At 47.0% G+C, this 18,281-nt stretch carries 14 protein-coding genes; 9 read left to right on the top strand and 5 right to left on the bottom strand.

Annotation, left to right across the window (positions count from 1 at the left end):
* The first annotated feature begins 12 nt into the window (after nucleotides 1–12).
* Together Q0V21_RS00660 and Q0V21_RS00655 are read left to right on the top strand one after the other, a co-directional pair.
* A complete protein-coding gene (locus Q0V21_RS00660; protein WP_301877103.1) occupies nucleotides 13–1,659 on the top strand; it encodes an ABC transporter substrate-binding protein in 1,647 nt (548 codons plus the stop codon).
* A 55-nt stretch (nucleotides 1,660–1,714) separates the two neighbouring features.
* Nucleotides 1,715–3,550 carry a beta-L-arabinofuranosidase domain-containing protein gene (locus tag Q0V21_RS00655; protein WP_301878383.1) on the top strand — a complete coding sequence of 612 codons (1,836 nt, stop codon included), beginning with the start codon at nucleotides 1,715–1,717 and terminating at the stop codon, nucleotides 3,548–3,550.
* A gap of 140 nt (nucleotides 3,551–3,690) precedes the next feature.
* Here the strand turns inward: Q0V21_RS00655 and Q0V21_RS00650 are convergent, their stop codons facing one another.
* Together Q0V21_RS00650 and Q0V21_RS00645 are read right to left on the bottom strand one after the other, a co-directional pair.
* A complete protein-coding gene (locus Q0V21_RS00650) occupies nucleotides 3,691–4,179 on the bottom strand; it encodes a phenolic acid decarboxylase (RefSeq protein ID WP_301878381.1) in 489 nt (162 codons plus the stop codon).
* A gap of 57 nt (nucleotides 4,180–4,236) precedes the next feature.
* Entirely contained in the window at nucleotides 4,237–5,196 is a 960-nt protein-coding gene (locus Q0V21_RS00645) for an NmrA family NAD(P)-binding protein (protein WP_301877102.1), read from the bottom strand.
* A 120-nt stretch (nucleotides 5,197–5,316) separates the two neighbouring features.
* On the opposite strand from Q0V21_RS00645, the gene Q0V21_RS00640 reads away from it, so the two are divergent.
* Entirely contained in the window at nucleotides 5,317–6,198 is an 882-nt protein-coding gene (locus tag Q0V21_RS00640; RefSeq protein ID WP_301877101.1) for a LysR family transcriptional regulator, read from the top strand.
* A gap of 172 nt (nucleotides 6,199–6,370) precedes the next feature.
* Here the strand turns inward: Q0V21_RS00640 and Q0V21_RS00635 are convergent, their stop codons facing one another.
* Nucleotides 6,371–7,465, bottom strand: coding sequence for a family 8 glycosyl hydrolase (locus tag Q0V21_RS00635; protein ID WP_443146388.1), 1,095 nt, complete (start codon nucleotides 7,463–7,465; stop codon nucleotides 6,371–6,373).
* A gap of 290 nt (nucleotides 7,466–7,755) precedes the next feature.
* On the opposite strand from Q0V21_RS00635, the gene Q0V21_RS00630 reads away from it, so the two are divergent.
* The 6 genes from Q0V21_RS00630 (at nucleotide 7,756) to xynC (ending at nucleotide 16,916) form a co-directional block, all read left to right on the top strand.
* Nucleotides 7,756–10,002, top strand: a complete 2,247-nt coding sequence (locus Q0V21_RS00630; protein WP_301877097.1) for a glycoside hydrolase family 95 protein — start codon at nucleotides 7,756–7,758, stop codon at nucleotides 10,000–10,002.
* Nucleotides 10,003–10,193: 191 nt separating this feature from the next.
* Nucleotides 10,194–11,408, top strand: a complete 1,215-nt coding sequence (locus tag Q0V21_RS00625; protein ID WP_301877096.1) for an SGNH/GDSL hydrolase family protein — start codon at nucleotides 10,194–10,196, stop codon at nucleotides 11,406–11,408.
* A 57-nt stretch (nucleotides 11,409–11,465) separates the two neighbouring features.
* Nucleotides 11,466–12,233 (top strand): alpha/beta hydrolase, encoded by a 768-nt coding sequence (locus Q0V21_RS00620; protein ID WP_367620500.1) that lies wholly within the window; start codon nucleotides 11,466–11,468, stop codon nucleotides 12,231–12,233.
* 189 nt (nucleotides 12,234–12,422) lie between these two features.
* The gene (locus Q0V21_RS00615; protein WP_024633364.1) at nucleotides 12,423–12,737 is read left to right on the top strand and encodes an ArsR/SmtB family transcription factor; all 315 of its coding nucleotides are present in this window, start codon (nucleotides 12,423–12,425) and stop codon (nucleotides 12,735–12,737) included.
* A complete protein-coding gene (locus Q0V21_RS00610; RefSeq protein ID WP_301877094.1) occupies nucleotides 12,734–15,235 on the top strand; it encodes an FAD-dependent oxidoreductase in 2,502 nt (833 codons plus the stop codon). The genes Q0V21_RS00615 and Q0V21_RS00610 overlap by 4 nt, the downstream gene beginning before the upstream one ends.
* 334 nt (nucleotides 15,236–15,569) lie before the next feature.
* Nucleotides 15,570–16,916: a glucuronoarabinoxylan endo-1,4-beta-xylanase XynC gene (xynC, locus tag Q0V21_RS00605; protein WP_301877093.1), complete on the top strand. Its 1,347-nt coding sequence runs from the start codon at nucleotides 15,570–15,572 to the stop codon at nucleotides 16,914–16,916.
* 113 nt (nucleotides 16,917–17,029) lie between these two features.
* On the opposite strand, the gene Q0V21_RS00600 is transcribed toward xynC, so the two are convergent.
* Entirely contained in the window at nucleotides 17,030–17,914 is an 885-nt protein-coding gene (locus Q0V21_RS00600) for an IS3 family transposase (RefSeq protein WP_301877092.1), read from the bottom strand.
* Nucleotides 17,863–18,180, bottom strand: coding sequence for a helix-turn-helix domain-containing protein (locus tag Q0V21_RS00595; RefSeq protein WP_079350485.1), 318 nt, complete (start codon nucleotides 18,178–18,180; stop codon nucleotides 17,863–17,865). The genes Q0V21_RS00600 and Q0V21_RS00595 overlap by 52 nt, the downstream gene beginning before the upstream one ends.
* Nucleotides 18,181–18,281: the final 101 nt, after the last annotated feature.

Genomic DNA, 18,281 nt, shown 5'->3' with positions numbered 1-18,281 from the left:
GAGAGGATTTTTTTGAGAAAATCAGGGTCCATCATATTTGCCTGCCTGCTTCTTCTTGGCGTGGCGCTCACGGGATGTTCATCCACCGAACAAGGCAGCGGATTGAATGGGGAGGGCACCTCTGGCAATAAAGTCTCTATTAATGTATTTGCACATCAAGGTTCGGATACGAATCTTCAAACCAATAAATTCACCAAAAAGATGGAAGAGAAGTTCAACATTCATTTTAATTGGACGACAGTTCCGTTTGACGGAGCATCGGAGAAGAGACAAATTTCGTTGGCTTCGGGAGACTATCCCGATCTGTACCTGCTCATTCCGTGGGTAGATCGATTTTCGCAAACGGACTTGTTGAAATTCGGCCAGCAAGGTGTCATCGTGCCACTCAACGATCTGATCGACAAATATGCTCCAAATATTAAAAAGGTGCTGGACAGCAACGAATATTATAAAGCGATTAACACGGCTCCTGATGGCAATATCTATGGCCTGACGGGCTTGAATGAATGCTTCCACTGCTCCTATCCAAACAAGATGTGGCTCAATACAAAATGGCTGAAGCAGCTCGGATTAGCTGAGCCCAAAACCTTGGAGGACTTCAAAGGAGTGCTTGAGGCGTTCAAAACAAAGGACCCCAACGGGAATGGCAAGGCGGACGAAGTACCGCTTAGCGGCTCCATTGAAAATTTTGGCGTGCACATTATTCCGTATCTGATGAATGCCTTCATTTATGACGACGACAGAACGTATCTTCTCGTTAAGGATGGCAAGATAGACACTGCTGCCAATAAATCGGAATGGAAAGAGGGACTTGCCTATATCCGATCCCTCTACGAAGCAGGTCTGATTGATCCAGGGGCCTTTACACAGAATTCGGGCGCATTCAAGAAAATCGGTGATAATGCTGATGCGCAACTGTTAGGAGCAGGCGCAGCCATGCACCCGGCCCTTTTTGTGAATACCGATGAGGGCTCGCCTTATGGCAAGGACTATAACGCGATTCCTCCGCTGCAAGGACCGCATGCCAGCTATGCTACCTACAACTATCCGATTGATCCCGGGGCGTCGTTTGTGCTGACGAACAAGGCAAGCGAAGAAACGCAGATTGCAGCCATTCAAATGCTGGATTATCTCTACACAGAAGAAGGAGCCATGAGTGCATATCTTGGTGAGGAGGGCACAAGCTGGCGCAAGCCGCAAGAAGGGGAAGTGGCCCTGAATGATCAAGTGCAGCCACTCTACAAAGCAATTCCGCTCCCAACAGGAGCAGAGCCGCGCAATGACAGCTGGGCTGCGCTGAGTCAGTACAATCACCACAGGGCATACCGTGATGCCGAAGTACAGGGCAAGGACTTCTACGCAGGAGACGGACAGGAACGCAGGTTATACGAGGCGACGCTGCTGATGGAAGGCAAGGAGCCTGAGAACGTATTCCCGCATTGGGCGCTATGGGTGGATCCTGCAAGCGCCGATGAAACAAGCATGATGCAGACAAATCTCAAGGATTATATTGACCAGAATGCGCTGCAATTCATTACAGGAGCGAAGAGTCTGGATAAGGATTGGGATGATTACGTGAAAGGGCTGGAGGGCCTGAACATCAAGCGTTATCTGGAAATCATGCAGTCTTCGTATGATTCTTCATCCATTTCGAAATAAAGAACACTGGTCTGAATGTGGTTATAATTCCTCATATGTATCATCGGGAATGGAGGTGCCGATATTGTTTGCCAATTTTGGCTTGAATGAAGTGAGGTTAAATACAAATGAATTTGCTACCCGCCGGCAATACATCAAAGCGTACCTTGCTTCATTTAATGTTAACCGGCTTATGCATACGTTTAAGTATAATGCGGGAATAGCTTCTCATACCGAGCCGCTTGGAGGTTGGGAAGCCGAGGATTGCGGCCTTAGGGGACATTTCGCTGGACATTTCCTTTCGGCTTGTGCCAAATACGCCTTTGCCGATCAGGATCAGGTGCTTCACAGCAAAGCCAGCGAGATTGTGGACATCATGGAATCCTGTGCTCAGCCCAACGGATATGTGAGTGCATTTGGGGAGGATCAGCTCGATCTGCTGGAAAGCGAGGAGAACCGGAAAGTATGGGCCCCATATTATACTCTGCACAAAATTATGCAGGGACTTATCGATTGCCATGTATACCTGGGCAACTCAAAGGCACTGAAGGTTGCTGTGAATCTGGCCCTCTATATTCATGGGCGGTTCACAAAGCTCTCCTTTTGGAAAATCGATGGTATTCTCCGCTGCACACGGCTGAACCCGGCTAACGAGTTCGGAGGTATGGGAGATGCGCTGTACTCCCTCTATGATCTCACAGGAAATGCCGAAATACTGAAGCTTGCCCTTCTGTTCGACAGAGACTATTTTGTAGGTCGCCTTGCCAAGGGTCAGGATGTGCTTGCAGATTTGCACGCCAACACTCATCTCCCCATGATCATAGCGGCCATGCACCGTCATGATATTACCGGCGAGGAGCAATACAGAGCGGCAGCCTTACATTTTTACGAATGCTTGAAGGGGAGAACATTTGCAAACGGCAATAGCAGTTCAAAGGCTGCAGCTCCTGTTGAGGGTGGAGTTTCCGAAAAGTCGGAACACTGGGGAAGGTTCGGAAGACTGGAGGATGCCTTGACAGGTGGAGAGAGCGAGAGCTGCTGCGCGCACAACACAGAGCGAATACTGGAGAGAATGTTGTCATGGTCAGGAGCAGTTGAATATCTGGATCATATGGAATCATTGAAATATAACGCGGTTCTGAATAGCGCCAGCAGCCAAACGGGGCTATCCCAATATCATCAGCCAATGGGGAGCGGTGCAACCAAAGCCTTCAGTAGCGCGCATGATTCCTTCTGGTGCTGTACGGCTTCCGGAATCGAGGCGATGAGCGAACTGCAGAAAAATATCTGGTTCAAAAGCGAAAACATGCTGCTGTTGAATGCATTCATATCGTCAACGGTCGAATGGAGCGAGCACACCAGCATTGTGCAGCATACCCGTTTTCCTGATGGGCTTGCGTCCACCCTGGTGATTGAGACGCTCATACCCGTGACATTAGTATTGCTCCTGAAAGCGAAGTCTGTCAAAGCGGTGAAGATCAACTCGGTGCCGGTGGAACTGGAATATTACAACGGGTACATCGTCATTCAGCGCGAATTTCATGATCGGGATATAATCGAGATCGAAATCGCTGCCGAGCTGCATCTGGTCCCACTGCAAGGCTCGGACCGCATGGCAGCGGTAATGTATGGCAGTATTCTGCTTGCACAACTGGGGGAATACACAATATTGAAGGGAATTACCGAGGACAATCTGCATGAAAAAATCGTCAGACTTCCCCAGGAACAACTGGCATTCGCCGTAGAGAGTGAGCAGGGGGATCAAGTGAAATTCATCCCGCTGTTTCGAGTGGAGGAAGAACAGTACTCGGTCTATCTGGATTTGCAAAATGATTCTTCTGGTGTTCAACGATTCTCAATGGCCGAGGTGGGTAGCGCGGCTTATGAGCAAGAAGGGGCACCCAGTCCTTGAAGAGCATAGGGTGAGGGCAGAGAAGTGACATTTGTTGCCTGGATTTGCATACCCCAAAACGTCCCGGTTCGCAGGAATACGATGCGAGCCGGGAACGTTTTGGGTTAGATATATTGAAATTTTATGTTGCAATGAAGCGTCTATTTCAGTTTTCCGGCACGAATATCGTCGGTCATACCGGGATAAGGCGCGATGGAAATAAGCTTCTGATTGTCGATCCCGGCATTTTCCATAAATGTGATATCGGCAAATTCGGGAACGACGTATTTAGGATATGTTTCATACTTTTCGCGTGACTCGATCATGAGATCGATATAGTCGTTCTGGTAGCAGACGGTAATTTCCGGATGCTCATGAACCCATTTCGGGAAAAAAATAATCCCGTGCATCCGCTTCTCGCGCGGCATAAAATTAAGGGAAACATCTGTCCCAGTCGGCTCGGTCCATGATACTTTGTAGACACCCTCGATTAATTTCACAATGTTGACTTCCTGATCCCGCACCCAACGTCCTGCAACCATCCCGCTGTGAATGCGATAATCAATGGTATGATCGTTTTTGATGTAGATTTCGTATTCCCAGCCGTTTTCGTAAGTATAAATCATATGGCTCCCTGTAAAGCCTTGCAATGCATCCTTGGTTTCCATCATAAAATGCTCCCTTCCTGATCAAGTAAGGCTAAATTTCTATTTCATATCCCGCCAGCTACGAATATTGTTTTCCCATATATATTTATACTTTCCGATGATATCTCTTGCCGTTTTGGGCTGTTGTCCCGTCAGAATTTCAATGGCGTTGGATTGCACGTCGAGCAGCCCCTCCTTAATGCTGGCATCAGTCGTCATGAGATCCTCTCCGCAGAAGGGAACGGGGGAGCGTGAGAAGTCTCCTGTAATTTCCCTCGGAATATTCAAGCGCTCCAGGTATTCGTAATACTGCTCTGCATCGACTGGTACATACTCCAGTGAGATGCCGGAAACCTCCTGAATCAAGCTGCACAGGTCCCTTACGGAAACGGACTCCGATCCGACAATGTTATAGGCTTGATTGTTCTCGCCTTTGCCAAGCAGGACAGTCGCAGCGGCTCTTGCGCAATCGTCTTTGTGAACCAGAGTGGCCCGTCCTTCTCCAGCGGTGCTCAACCACTTATCGTCTGACATGAGTGCGAGCATCGTGTACATCGTTAAGTAGTTTTCCAGATACAAATTGTTTCTCATCGCATTATACGCAATTCCCGTCGACTTCAAATATTGTTCGGTCGCGGTATGGTCCGGGGTGACATAGACATGAGCGTAATCCGGGTCTGTTGCACCGATGAAGGAACTGTAGGTGATGTGAGAGGCTCCGGCCTGGATCGCCGTATCAATCGCGTTTCGGTGCTGCTGCACCCTTTTGCCGACTTCAAGGCCAGAAACGATATAGATCCGGTCTCCGCCCCGGAAAGCTCGCTCCATGGATGGAATATCGTCGTAATTAATTTCGAAGATTTGCACGCCAGCTTGCTCCCACCGCCGCAGCGTTTCTTGAGGGATTCTCTCTTTGTTCATACATGTAAAAGTAAGATTGCTGCCCTCGATTTCTGCAAGTACCGTTTCTGCTACACGACTGGCCAGCTGCCCGTCCACACCCGTGACGATATAACGCATAGGTATTCCTTCTTTCTTGTGATAAGATTCACTTGAAGGTTACCACAGGTTGACGTCCACGTGAAATTACCTTATTTTATCAATAATAAACAAATTTTATATGGGAAAAGGATGTTGTGGATGAACATTCAACAGCTAAAATGCTTTGTTTCCCTTGCCGAGACGCTTAATTTTTCGACAACCGCGGACAAGCTGAACTTGACTCAGCCCGCTGTAAGCCACAATATCAAAAGTCTGGAGCAGGAGCTGGACATCCCATTGTTTGTGCGAAACAAAAGAACGGTTAAACTAACGTTGGCTGGCAACAGCTTTTACGAGGATATCGGAGGACTTCTGTTTCGACTGGACCAATCTGTTATAAAGGCCAAGCGGCTCTCGGCAAAAGTTGAAAGCACGTTGATCATCGGTTACACCGAGACGGTCTTTGAGAAACAAGTGCTGCCGGATGTGATTAAACGATTCAGGGAAAACGATCCGGAAATTCAAATTCAATTGAAGAAATCCAATCTGACTCGGGAGAAGGAAGATTTATTGAACCAAAAGTTCGATATCATTTTTACGACAGAGGATAACCTGGGAGAGGATAGCGTGTTCAGCTTTCATCCAATATTTAAAGGCTCGTATATTTGCATATCGCCTAAAGATCATCCGCTTGTATGTGAAAAAGAGCTGACGATCGAACATTTGAATAACCAATCGCTTATTTTTTTTGACGAGCATCAGGCACCTCCAACACTCAAGCGAATACAAAGGAAAATCGCCGAAGGCTGCCCGGATTCCATGTACACTTATGCCGATACCGTAAGTACGATCCATACGATGATCAAAAGCGGTCTTGGGGTTTCCGTGCTGCCGAACTTCGTAATTGTCGAGGATGGGGAGATCGCTTTTGTTCCCTTGTGTTTTACGGAAGAAGTTGTATACGGCATTGCTTGTCTTAGAAGTGAACAACGTGTGGAAGTAAAACGATGGATTTCAATATTGAAGCAATTATTCGTGTAATCAGACCTGAACCCGGCAAAAATTTTATTTTGCTTAGGGCTTCAGGTTTTTTTGTATTGATATCTCTGCTTATAGTTTGAGGGGAGTGATCCACCTATCTCAATTCTGTAGACAGTTTACGTATACGGCTTGAGATAGGCGGAAAAATGCCCTGAAATCTATGTTAATAGATTTAATAGATACGATAGTTGCCGCTCAAAGCCAGCAGACTAAAGAAATAAAGACAGTTGTCATAGTATCGGCGCACACCTTTGCGCAGCGGCGTGTTCCAAAACTGGTGCACGAACTGGCTCGCATGTGGACCGTCCGCTGCCAGAGAAGCCATAGCATTGGTAGCGAGGAGCCCAACCGGATGCAGCGATGGCTCGTCGAAAGGCTCACCTTCAATGGTATAGCGACGATAATCAGACATTTCAATTTCACTGAAAAAAGCCTGTATGCGATTGGACTGCTCCACTTGCCAGCGATCCTTACGGAACCATTCCCAGTCGAGGGCTATATTGGCCGCAACCCGGTAAGCATCGCTGTAAAAGTGTCTGAAATCTCCATGACGTTGTGGCGGTGCAGGTGTGCCGTCAAAATTGGCGTACTCGGGTGAGAGTCCGGTCACCGGATGACATGCTTTGTGCAGATACACCCGGCTGGTTGCCGCAGCCTCTTTCCAAAAAGCTTGATCCCCTTCATTCGCATGTTTCGCGAACAGTTCATAAAAATGGGGCAGATGATAGGACGGGTCGCTAAACGGTGATTCCGGTATGAATTTGATTAATTTCGTTTCCGGGTCCCACATCGGATCGCCTTCGCCATGTTCTCCTTGATGCAGGCATGCATGTAATATTGTTCTCGCTTGCTCTGCATAATCATATGGCGCAGGTCCATCTCCCCAGCGGTTGGAGGCAAAGAAAAGGGCCATCGCAAAAAATTCTTCACCGTCCGGTGCTGGGCCTTGCGATATTCGCGTGCCATCAGGTTTGCAATGCCATGCAAAATAATCCTTGTATCGACCTTCCGCATGCTGCATGAATGTTTTCGAGAAATTCCAGAGTCGATCGAACTCTTCTTTTTTGTTCATTTGCACAGCCATCATCATGCCGTAAGACATGCCCTCGGAACGCACATCCAGATTGCCAGTGTCAAGGATGTATCCTTTGTCCTCACCCATGGGGTGATAGATGCGCGTATCCGGGTCACCGTAGAACAGCTCGGTCCAAGTGTCCTCGATTCTTGCATTGATTTCCTCATCCGTATAACCGAGTTCCAAAAACATATTTCTGTATTCGGAAGAAGTGTAAGCGCCTTCAATAGTGTGAGTCAAATTCGTTGCCTCCTTTTAGTCAATCATACTTGCTAAAGTATATCATGCGGGCTACTTATCAAATTAAAGCATTCACTTATAAAATTACAGTATTTTGGCCCGAGCTATTGGCATGAAGAAAAATATACATATCATGAAAGAGTACTGATTGGTCGGATTACGTCATTTTCTTTCCATATTTGAATGTTAAAATGAATTATAGCCCTAAAAGTTGTATCGAATATGAATATGGGAGGAACACAATGACAGAAGCAAATCAGAATCATCAACGCATGTGGTACAGCAAACCTGCCAAGGTGTGGAACGAGGCTCTGCCAATTGGAAATGGTCGCCTTGGTGCAATGATATTTGGAGGCGTTGCCGAGGAACGCTTGCAGTTGAATGAGGATTCCATGTGGTACGGTGGAGCTCGTGATCGTAACAATGAAGATGCACTCCCTAATCTGCCTCGTATCCGCAAGTTCATTATGGAAGGAAAACTTCGGGAGGCTGAAGAGATTGCTTCCATGACGATGGCGGGACTTCCAGAGGCGCAGCGACATTATGTGCCACTTGGGGAACTGCAGTTATCGTTAAGCCATCATGATGGTCCTGTCGAGGATTATGTACGGGAGCTTGATTTGGACCGGGGCGTTTCAAGGGTAAGCTATCAGGTCAACAACATCCGTTATTCACGTGAGCTGTTTGCCAGCCACCCGGATCAGGCCATCATACTTCGAATCTCCTCAGATACAAAGAATGCAGTATCGATAAAAGCCCGATTCAACCGACAGAATTGGAGGTACATGGAAAAAACAAAGAAGTGGGACCAGGGCGGTCTGATCATGCTTGGTGAATGCGGTGGTAAAGAGGGTAGTTCTTTTGCCGCAGTTATGAAAGCGGTACCAAACGAGGGTTCCTGCCGCCTTCTGGGCGAGTACCTGCTGGTGGAGGGCGCGACCTCGGTCACACTGATGCTTGCTGCGGGAACGACTTTCCGTCAGGAAGATCCGGAGTCACACTGTAAACTTCTCCTGGAAGAGCTTGGTCGGATTCCTTATGAAACGCTGCTTGCAAGGCACACAACGGATTATGGTGAACTCTATAACAGAGTAGCATTGGATCTGACAAAGAGCTCTGATCGTAATGAACTTCCAACTGACAAAAGATTAGAAGAATTCCAAAAGGGATCAGAGGACCCGGGATTGATCGAGACCTATTTTCAGTATGGCCGTTATCTGCTCATTTCCTCCAGCCGGCCAGGCTCTTTGCCTGCAAATCTTCAAGGGATATGGAATGACAGTTTTACACCGCCGTGGGATAGTAAATTTACGATCAACATTAACGCACAAATGAATTACTGGCTGGCCGAAAACTGCAATCTCGCAGAGTGTCACGAGCCATTGTTCGATCTGATTGAGAGAATGCGGGAGCCGGGCCGAATAACGGCACGGGTTATGTATGATTGCCGGGGGTTTACGGCACATCACAATACGGATATTTGGGCAGACACAGCGCCTCAGGATACCTATCTTCCAGCTTCGTTCTGGCCGATGGGTGCTGCTTGGTTATGCTTGCATTTGTGGGAGCATTATCGCTATAGTCAGAATCGCATTTTTTTGGAACAGGCCTATGAAACCATGAAGGAATCGGCTGAATTTCTCCTGGACTATCTGATCGAGGATGCAGAAGGCCGTCTGATTACTTGTCCATCCGTCTCTCCTGAGAACAGCTATAAGCTGCCTAGTGGCGAGATTGGGGTGCTTTGCGCTGGGGCTTCAATGGACTTTCAGATCATCGAAGCACTATTCAACGCTTGTATTCGCAGTGCCGAGTTGATTGGAAGAGACCTTTCATTCAGGAAAGAACTCGCTGATGCCCTGAAGCGAATCCCGAAGCCGCAGATCGGCAAGAACGGCCAAATTCAGGAGTGGATGGAGGATTATGAAGAAGTGGAACCAGGCCATCGGCACATCTCGCATCTATTCGGGCTGTATCCTGGAGAATGTTTCACTCCAGCACATACGCCGGAATTGGCGAAGGCTGCACGAATCTCGCTGGAGCGCAGGTTGGAAAATGGCGGTGGACACACGGGCTGGAGCCGGGCCTGGATCATTCATTTCTGGGCACGCCTTGAGGATGGGGAGATGGCTTACGAAAATGTCAGGGCTCTGTTGGAGCACTCAACGTTGCCTAATCTTTTTGACAATCACCCGCCATTTCAGATTGACGGCAACTTTGGTGGAGCATCGGGAATTGCCGAGATGTTACTGCAGAGTCACACTGACGTGATTCGGCTTCTGCCTGCTGTACCTGTCCAGTGGCATGAAGGGAGTATTAGAGGCCTCAGAGCCCGAGGTGGATATACACTCGATTTCTCATGGAAGATGGGGGCGGTGACTACAGTTACCGTAAAAAGTACAAACACCGGTGTTTGTCAGTTGCAAGGCCCTGGTCTCAAGCCCATTTCCTTCAATACAGAGGCTGGACAATCCTATACTTTCACCTGACGGATTGACATTCAAAATGGCTGGCAGAAGGCTGAGTATTGGAAAAAAACTATACTTTGTCAGGTAAAGACATAGCATTTAACAGGTTGTCTGCTTTATGTGCGAGCGTTAGACTTTAAGTTAATAAAGTATAAAAGACATCTGTTAGCATACGATGTTACTCTCATTTATCCGGGAAGGGATGATTTTTCATGCAGGACATGAGTGGGACATCCTTGAACTTCGAGTCGCAAGCTTATCGTGATCTGATTGCAAAATCACTGCTGCATAAAGGTCATAATGCCAGACTGAAGAAGGCTATCGAGAAAACAAAACGAGGTGAGCCTGTAACGATTGCATACATCGGTGGCTCGATTACTCAAGGTGCCGGGGCGGAACCAATTCATATGAATTGTTATGCATATCAATCTTTTCACCTTTTCAAGAAAATGTTCGCTCCAACAAGTAACAACTCACTACGTTTTATAAAGGCCGGGTTAGGCGGAACGCCTTCCCAGCTTGGTGTAATCCGCTATCATCGTGATGTACTTAGAGAAGGGGAAGTCAAGCCAGATATAGTCATTGTGGAGTTCGCCGTGAACGATGCCGATGATGAAACCGAAGGAACCTGTTATGAAAGCCTTGTGCTGCAAGCGTTAAGAGCTGACAATGACCCTGCTGTCATTCTGCTATTCAGCGTATTTAAGAACGACTGGAATCTGCAGGATCGGCTGGCTCCTGTAGGTTGGCACTACAACCTCCCGATGGTAAGTGTGAAAGATGCTGTTGTAGAACAGTTTCAACTTCCCCCTGAGGAAGGAAGACTCATCTCCAAAGAGCAATACTTCCATGACATCTATCATCCGACCAATGCCGGGCATCTCATCATGGCCGACTGTCTGGGCTGGCTGTTTGAGGTAACGGATCGTTCTGATCTGGATCAAGGAAAGGATATGATTAATAAACCACCACTAATCGGAAATGCATTTGTGGATGTGAAGCTGCTGGACCGACTGAATGGCGAGAGCGTCGCCCGCATCGATGTGGGAGGTTTTGGAGAAACGGATACGGATCTGCAAATGGCTGAGATGGATGATGATCCATACGGCACGCCTCATTTTCCTAATAACTGGATGTATACCAGAGAGAGCGGGAGTCAAGCTGGCAGCTTCAAGATGATTCTGCGGAGCAAGCGGCTCATTCTGATTTTCAAGGATTCTGCAAGTGATGAGTTTGGTACCGCAAATATATGTGTGGACGGGGAGCTGGTCCATAAAGCTGACCCGCATCAAATCAATTGGACGCATTGTCATGTGCTGCTCCTGTTCGATGAGAAGCAGTCCAGCGAGCACATCATTGAGATTGGAATGGCCGAAGGTCATGAAGACAAATCGTTTACGATATTGGGGTTTGGTTATGTCGATTAACAATGGCATCTGGCTCAATAGAAGCTTGAGATGCAAGTGTAGGAGAGGAGAATGAGGATGATCGCAGCACCAAAAGGATACGACCAGTATAGGGAGGGCATACCGCGCGGGATCATTGAGACGGTGGAATATCCCTCGACCACGGTGGGGAATTCGCGCAAAGCAATGGTGTATACGCCGCCAGGTTATTCATCAGAACATCAATATAACACGTTATATCTTTTACATGGCATAGGCGGGGATGAAACCGAGTGGTACAATCATGGCACTCCTCAGGTCATTCTCGATAATCTGTACGACGAGGGCAAGCTTGAGCCGATGATTGTCGTTTTCCCCAATGGCCGCGCGATGCCGAATGATCGAGCAGAGGGGGATCTGTTTGCTCCGGATAAAATTCAAGCGTTCGAGAGATTTGAATCTGACCTGCTTGACGATTTAATTCCTTATATTGAAGAGAATTATCCGGTGTGGATCGATCGGGAAAACCGCGCGATTGCCGGTTTATCGATGGGCGGTGGTCAATCCTTAAATATCGGATGGGGTAATCTCGATCGATTTGCATGGATTGGAGCCTTTTCCGCTGCCCCAAACACACGTGCTCCGGAAGTGCTCATTCCTAATCCGAGTGAGATTACCGGGCTTGTGAGAAAGCTTTGGCTGTCCTGTGGTGATCAGGATAACCTCAAACATATCAGTGATCAAATGCATACTTATTTGGCACAACACGGCATTTCTCATATTTGGAATGAGGAACAAGGTGGGCATGATTGGCCAGTATGGAAGAATGGACTGTATCAATTTTCCCAATTGCTTTTTAAAATTTGATTTGGATCCCTTGGATCACTTAACTTAGTGAAACCTGATTTAAACGGTTAGACTCTGTCCTGTCAAACCGTTTTTTTTGTTGTCTGATCATTCGGGAATCAGGTGATCCGAATTTTAATTAGGTTTGCCATTTGACATCTACATCACTATATCGTAATATTACAATATAACGTTTTAGGAGGAATGAGTTTGAATACACCTGCCTTTGATAGTAGTGATCTTAAGCAGTTCGACGAACCTGCTAATCTGCTGAAAGCTTTATCTCATCCCATTCGTTTGTGCATTGTACGTGGGCTGATGCGCAAAAAGAAATGTAACGTTTCATATATGCAGGAGTGTCTTGATCTGCCGCAATCAACCGTATCTCAGCATTTGCAGAAGCTGCGCAGTGCAGGTATTGTCGCCACTGAGCGCAATGGCCTTGAAGTGAATTACGTGCTTGCGGATCAACGGATTGAACAGATTATACCTATTCTTTTTGGAGAGGACGATTGTGAATCATGAGCAAAAAAGTATTGATTGTTGGTGGCGTAGCAGGGGGAGCATCTGCTGCTGCTCGCCTGCGCCGCCTGGATGAACACGCCGAAATCATTATATTTGAGAAAGGACCCTATATTTCATTTGCCAATTGTGGGTTACCTTATTATATTGGAGGCACGATCGCTGACCGCGATCGTCTGCTGGTACAAACACCTAAAGGAATGGCGGATCGTTTTCGAATCGATGTACGTACGAAGAGTGAAGTCATCGCGATTAATCCGCACAATCGAACGGTTCAGGTACAGAGCCATGAGCGCGGACAATATGAAGAAAGCTACGACGAGCTAATTTTGTCACCAGGTGCACGGCCTATTATTCCTGATCTGCCGGGGAAGGACAACCCGCTTATTTTCACCGTTCGCAGCATACCGGATATTGACCGCATCAAAGAGCAGGTTAATTCAGATAACAACGCTTCTGCAATAGTTATTGGTGGTGGATTCATCGGTGTGGAAATGGCGGAAAATTTAAAAGAAGCAGGACTGGACGTCACACTGGTCGAGGGTAACGGACAGCTGCTCACCCCATTTGATACCGAGCTGGCAGCGGCACTGGCACAGGAAATGGAGCAGCATGGCGTTAAGCTGCTATTTTCACAGCGTGTCCAGGGTTTCCAATCACGTGAACAAGGGATTGGTGTGGAGCTTGCCGATGGTCAGATTCTGTCCGCAGATCTGGTCATTCTGGCGATAGGCGTAGCTCCGGATACTTCTTTTCTGCAACATAGCGGTGTTTCCCTGGGTGCACGTGGACATATTATGGTCAACGAAGCGCTGGAGAGCAGTGTGCCGCATATCTATGCAGTCGGTGATGCCATTGAAGTAAATGATTATATTCATGGAACGAAGACTGCGATTCCGCTGGCTGGACCTGCCAATAAGCAGGGGCGCATTGTTGCCGATCGGATTGCGGGATTACATTCAACGTACAAAGGAACACAAGGGACGTCCATTATTAAAGTATTTGGAATGACCGGTGCCTCAACCGGCAGTAATGAAAAAACACTAAAACGTCTCGGAATTGATTATCGCACGGTTATCGTACACCCTGGCTCTCACGCCTCGTATTATCCAGGTTCCAGCGCGATCACTCTCAAGCTGCTGTTTGCACCGGATGGTAAAATTCTTGGCGCTCAGGCCGTCGGCTATGACGGAGTGGATAAACGAATAGATGACATTGCGGTAGCCATACATTTTGGCGGTCACATCAGCGATCTGGCTGAGCTTGAGCTGAGTTATGCACCGCCATATTCCTCTGCGAAAGATCCGGTAAACATGGCTGGATATGCAGCAGAAAATATCATGACTGGGCGGGTAGACACGTTCACCTATGATCAGTTGTCTGCACGCGAACCCGAACAGTCTATATTGCTCGATGTGCGCAGCGAACTGGAGTATCGTAATGGGAACATTCCGGGTTCATTAAATATTTCAGTGGATGAGCTTCGTCAGCGTATCCATGAATTGGATTCCTCCAAAGAAATCTGGGTCTACTGCCAGGTCGGCTTGCGCGGATATACAGCTTCGCAAATTTTACGACAGCATGGCTTTAAAGTGAAAAACCTGAGTGGAGGCTATAAAACATACCGTCAAGCGCAATTTATGCCCACTCCATTTTTTACAGAAAGTCATGATAATACAAACGGTCAGCGTTCTGTCGAACAACTGCCAGCTACCAAAGAAACTGCATTGGAGCCGACCCAGCCGTCGTTAATGCAACCTTTGCATATTGATAACGAACTGAACGTATGCGGCTTAAGTTGTCCCGGTCCGCTAATCCAGGTCAAGCAAAAAATGGATCAACTGACAGACGGACAGACCCTGCGCGTAAAAGCTTCCGATCCGGGATTTTATGAAGACGTCAAGGCATGGGCAACCATGTCAGGCTCCACACTTCTACAGTTGGAACGTGGGAAGGGGAGCATTATTGAGGCGGTACTTGCCAAGAACACAGCCCAACCCGTATCCTCAGCTAAGCAAACTCCTGAAGCTGAGCCTGCCAGTACGTTGGTTGTTTTCAGCGGCGATCTGGATAAAGCCATTGCGTCATTTATTATTGCGAATGGGGCAGCGGCAAGCGGACGAAAAGTAACGATGTTTTTTACCTTCTGGGGATTGAATATCATCCGCAAGCATGAGCCACAACCTGTATCCAAAACAGGGATAGGCCGAATGTTTAACATGATGCTGCCAAGCAGTAGCCGCAAGCTGGGGATGTCCAAAATGAACATGCTGGGAATCGGGCCAAAAATGATCCGCGGTCTGATGAAAAATAACAATGTTGCTTCTCTGGAGGAACTGATACAGACCGCAGCTGAGCAAGGCGTTGAGATGGTGGCTTGCCAGATGTCCATGGATCTAATGGGCATTCAACGTGAAGAAATAATGGATCAGGTTACCATTGGTGGTGTGGGTTATTATTTGGGACAAGCAGCTCAGGCAAATCATAACCTGTTTATATAAAATTCGATATTAATCGGATCTCTGTTACAACCTGAACATCTTAATCTTATAAAAAATCATCTATTTGAGTCTGTACGTTTTCCGATGAAAGCCACTAATGTAGTGGCTTTTTCTTTATATACTTTTTCTTTACGAACCAAACTTCGCTCTTGTTGTTCATGAATGAACCTTCTTGTCCTTTCACGCAATAAATGGAACGGAATATGCAATGAAAATGTTCCTTAATTACCTTATTATGTAATAAACCTGCCATGATTCAGTGCATATAGTAAGCGCTTTCCTATGGATTGGTACATTTTAAAGGATTCTTTATTTGAAGAGGAGGGTGAGGTTAATGAGTGTACGTTTCAAAAAAACGATTAGCGTAATACTTGCCTGCTTGACTGCTCTGCCCGTTATGATCACGGCACAAATGCCAGCGAAGGTGTCTGCAGCGAGTGATGTAACAATTAACCTGTCGGCAGAAAAACAGATTATACGGGGCTTTGGAGGGATTAATCATCCTGCCTGGATCGGAGACCTTACAGCGGCGCAACGGGAAACCGCTTTTGGTAACGGTCAGAATCAACTCGGCTTCTCTATACTGCGAATTTATGTCGACCCGGATCGGAATAACTGGTATCGCGAAGTCCCCACAGCCAAACGTGCCATTGAGCAGGGCGCTCTCGTATTTGCTTCACCATGGAATCCGCCCAGTGACATGATTGAAACCTTTAATCGCAACGGGGATACAAATGCCAAACGACTCAAATACGACAAATATGCCGCATATGCGCAGCACCTGAATGATTTTGTAACCTATATGAAAAATAATGGTGTAAATCTGTATGCGATTTCCGTACAAAACGAGCCGGATTATGCACATGATTGGACTTGGTGGACGCCTGAGGAGATGCTTCGGTTTATGAAAGAAAATGCCGGATCAATCAACAACACCAAGGTGATGGCACCCGAATCGTTCCAATATTTAAAAAACATGTCTGATCCGATATTGAATGACCCGCAGGCTCTTGCCAATATGGATATTCTCGGTGCCCATACGTATGGAACACAGTTCAGCAACTTCCCTTATCCATTGTTCAAACAGAAAGGCGCAGGGAAAGAACTTTGGATGACTGAAGTTTATTATCCAAACAGCAACAATAATTCGGCTGACCTCTGGCCAGAAGCGCTCGACGTCTCTTATCATATGCACCATGCTATGGTAGAAGCAGATTTTCAGGCTTATGTCTGGTGGTATATCCGCAGGCAGTACGGTCCGATGAAAGAGGACGGCACGATTAGCAAGCGCGGTTACAATATGGCTCATTTCTCCAAATTCATTCGTCCAGGTTATGTCAGGGTTGACGCAACCAAAAATCCGGATACGAACACATATACCTCAGCTTACAAAGGAGATAACAAGGTCGTTATCGTTGCAATCAACAGAGGTACCTCGTCAGCAAGTCAAAGGTTTGTTTTGCAAAACGGCAATGCTTCGACAGTTTCCTCCTGGGTCACGGACGTCAGCAGAAACCTGCAGGCAGGATCACCCATTAGTGTATCCAGTGGTGCTTTTACAGCTACGCTGCCACCACAGAGTGTTACAACCTTCGTTGCCAGTCTGACAGGTGTTTCGAGTGTTTCCAACGATAGTACCTATGAAGTCGAGTCGGTTCCTAATCAGTCAGCAGGCAATTGAAATCATTCAACGTTAAAGGAACAGCCTGTTGCATTTAAAGCCGACTTATTCAAGAAAAAAAGACGTTCCTGGATTTGGTCAAGACCCCATTTAGTAGACATTATAAAAAGACCCTAGGCTGCAAACTGGCGTCGGTACTCTACCGGCGTCAGTTTTTTTAGTTTCCGTTGTGGCCGTTTTCGGTTGTAAAAACGGATATATTTTTCGATTTTGCTTTGTGCTTCGCTAAGCGTTCGGATATGATAAGGATAGAGTCCTTCCGTTTTGAGATGCGAGAAGAAACTCTCCATCGAGGCATTGTCATAACAATTTCCTCGGCGAGACATGCTGATTCGGGCGCCAACCTTTGGCAGCATGTCGTGGTAAGCATGAGACGTGTACTGGAATCCTTGGTCGCTATGAACGACCAGTCCGGTCACGTCTTTTTGCTTCGCAAACGCCTTGCTGAATGTGCGAAGCACCAGTTCATTGTCGTTGCGTTCGCCTATTTCGTAAGCCACAATTTCGTTATTAAACAGATCCTTTATGGCTGAAAGATATATCCAGCGCTCTCCTACACGATACTGGGTAATGTCCGTTACCCATTTCTGATTCGGTTTTTCTGCACTGAAATCTCGCTTCAAGAGGTCCTCTGCTACACGCTGCGCAGGTGTATACGAGCTGCTGGAGCGCCGTTTACGACGGATTCGAGATTGAATACCGAGCATTTGCATCAGGCGGAGCACCTTTTTGTGGTTCATCCAAATCCCCTGATCTTGCCAAAGGAACAACTGGAGCTGCCGATAACCATATTTGCCTTCATATCGTTGATACGTTTGAAGCACTTGTTTCTTCGCCTTTGCGTCGCGATCGAATCGTTTACGTTTTACATAGGCATAAAATCCACTCCGTGACACGCCAAACACATTACAAAGTTTCTGGATATCACCGTATGCCGCTACTTTTTCTATGATCTGAAATCTTTCTTGTTTGCTTCCTCCTTCCAGATGACCAAGCACTTTTTTAGCAACTCATTCTCCCGTTTCAGTTTTTGTACAAAGCGGTCTTGATCCAAGTATTCTTTACGTCGACCTCGCTGATCCATCAGTCCAAACTCACCTTGTTCCCGATATTTTCGCATCCAGCGCTTCATTCGTCCTGGATCATGAATCCCCAGATGTTCATTAATCTTTCGATAAGTCCACCCCTCAACCGTATGCAAACGAATAGCCTCATTTTTTATCTTCTCCGAATACGTTTTAAACTTTTGTCCCTTAATCGCCATAAAAAAATACACCCCCTAGAATTTCATCGGCTAAACCCAGGGGTTTTTCCAATGTCTATTCTAAGGGGTGCACTTCAATTACCGGGAGCGTCTTTTTTTCG

Source organism: Paenibacillus sp. 11B (assembly GCF_030487755.1).
In the GTDB taxonomy this organism is placed as follows: domain Bacteria; phylum Bacillota; class Bacilli; order Paenibacillales; family Paenibacillaceae; genus Paenibacillus; species Paenibacillus vandeheii.
Note: the sequence above shows the minus strand (reverse complement) of the source record. Positions and strands in the feature narration are given on the sequence as shown.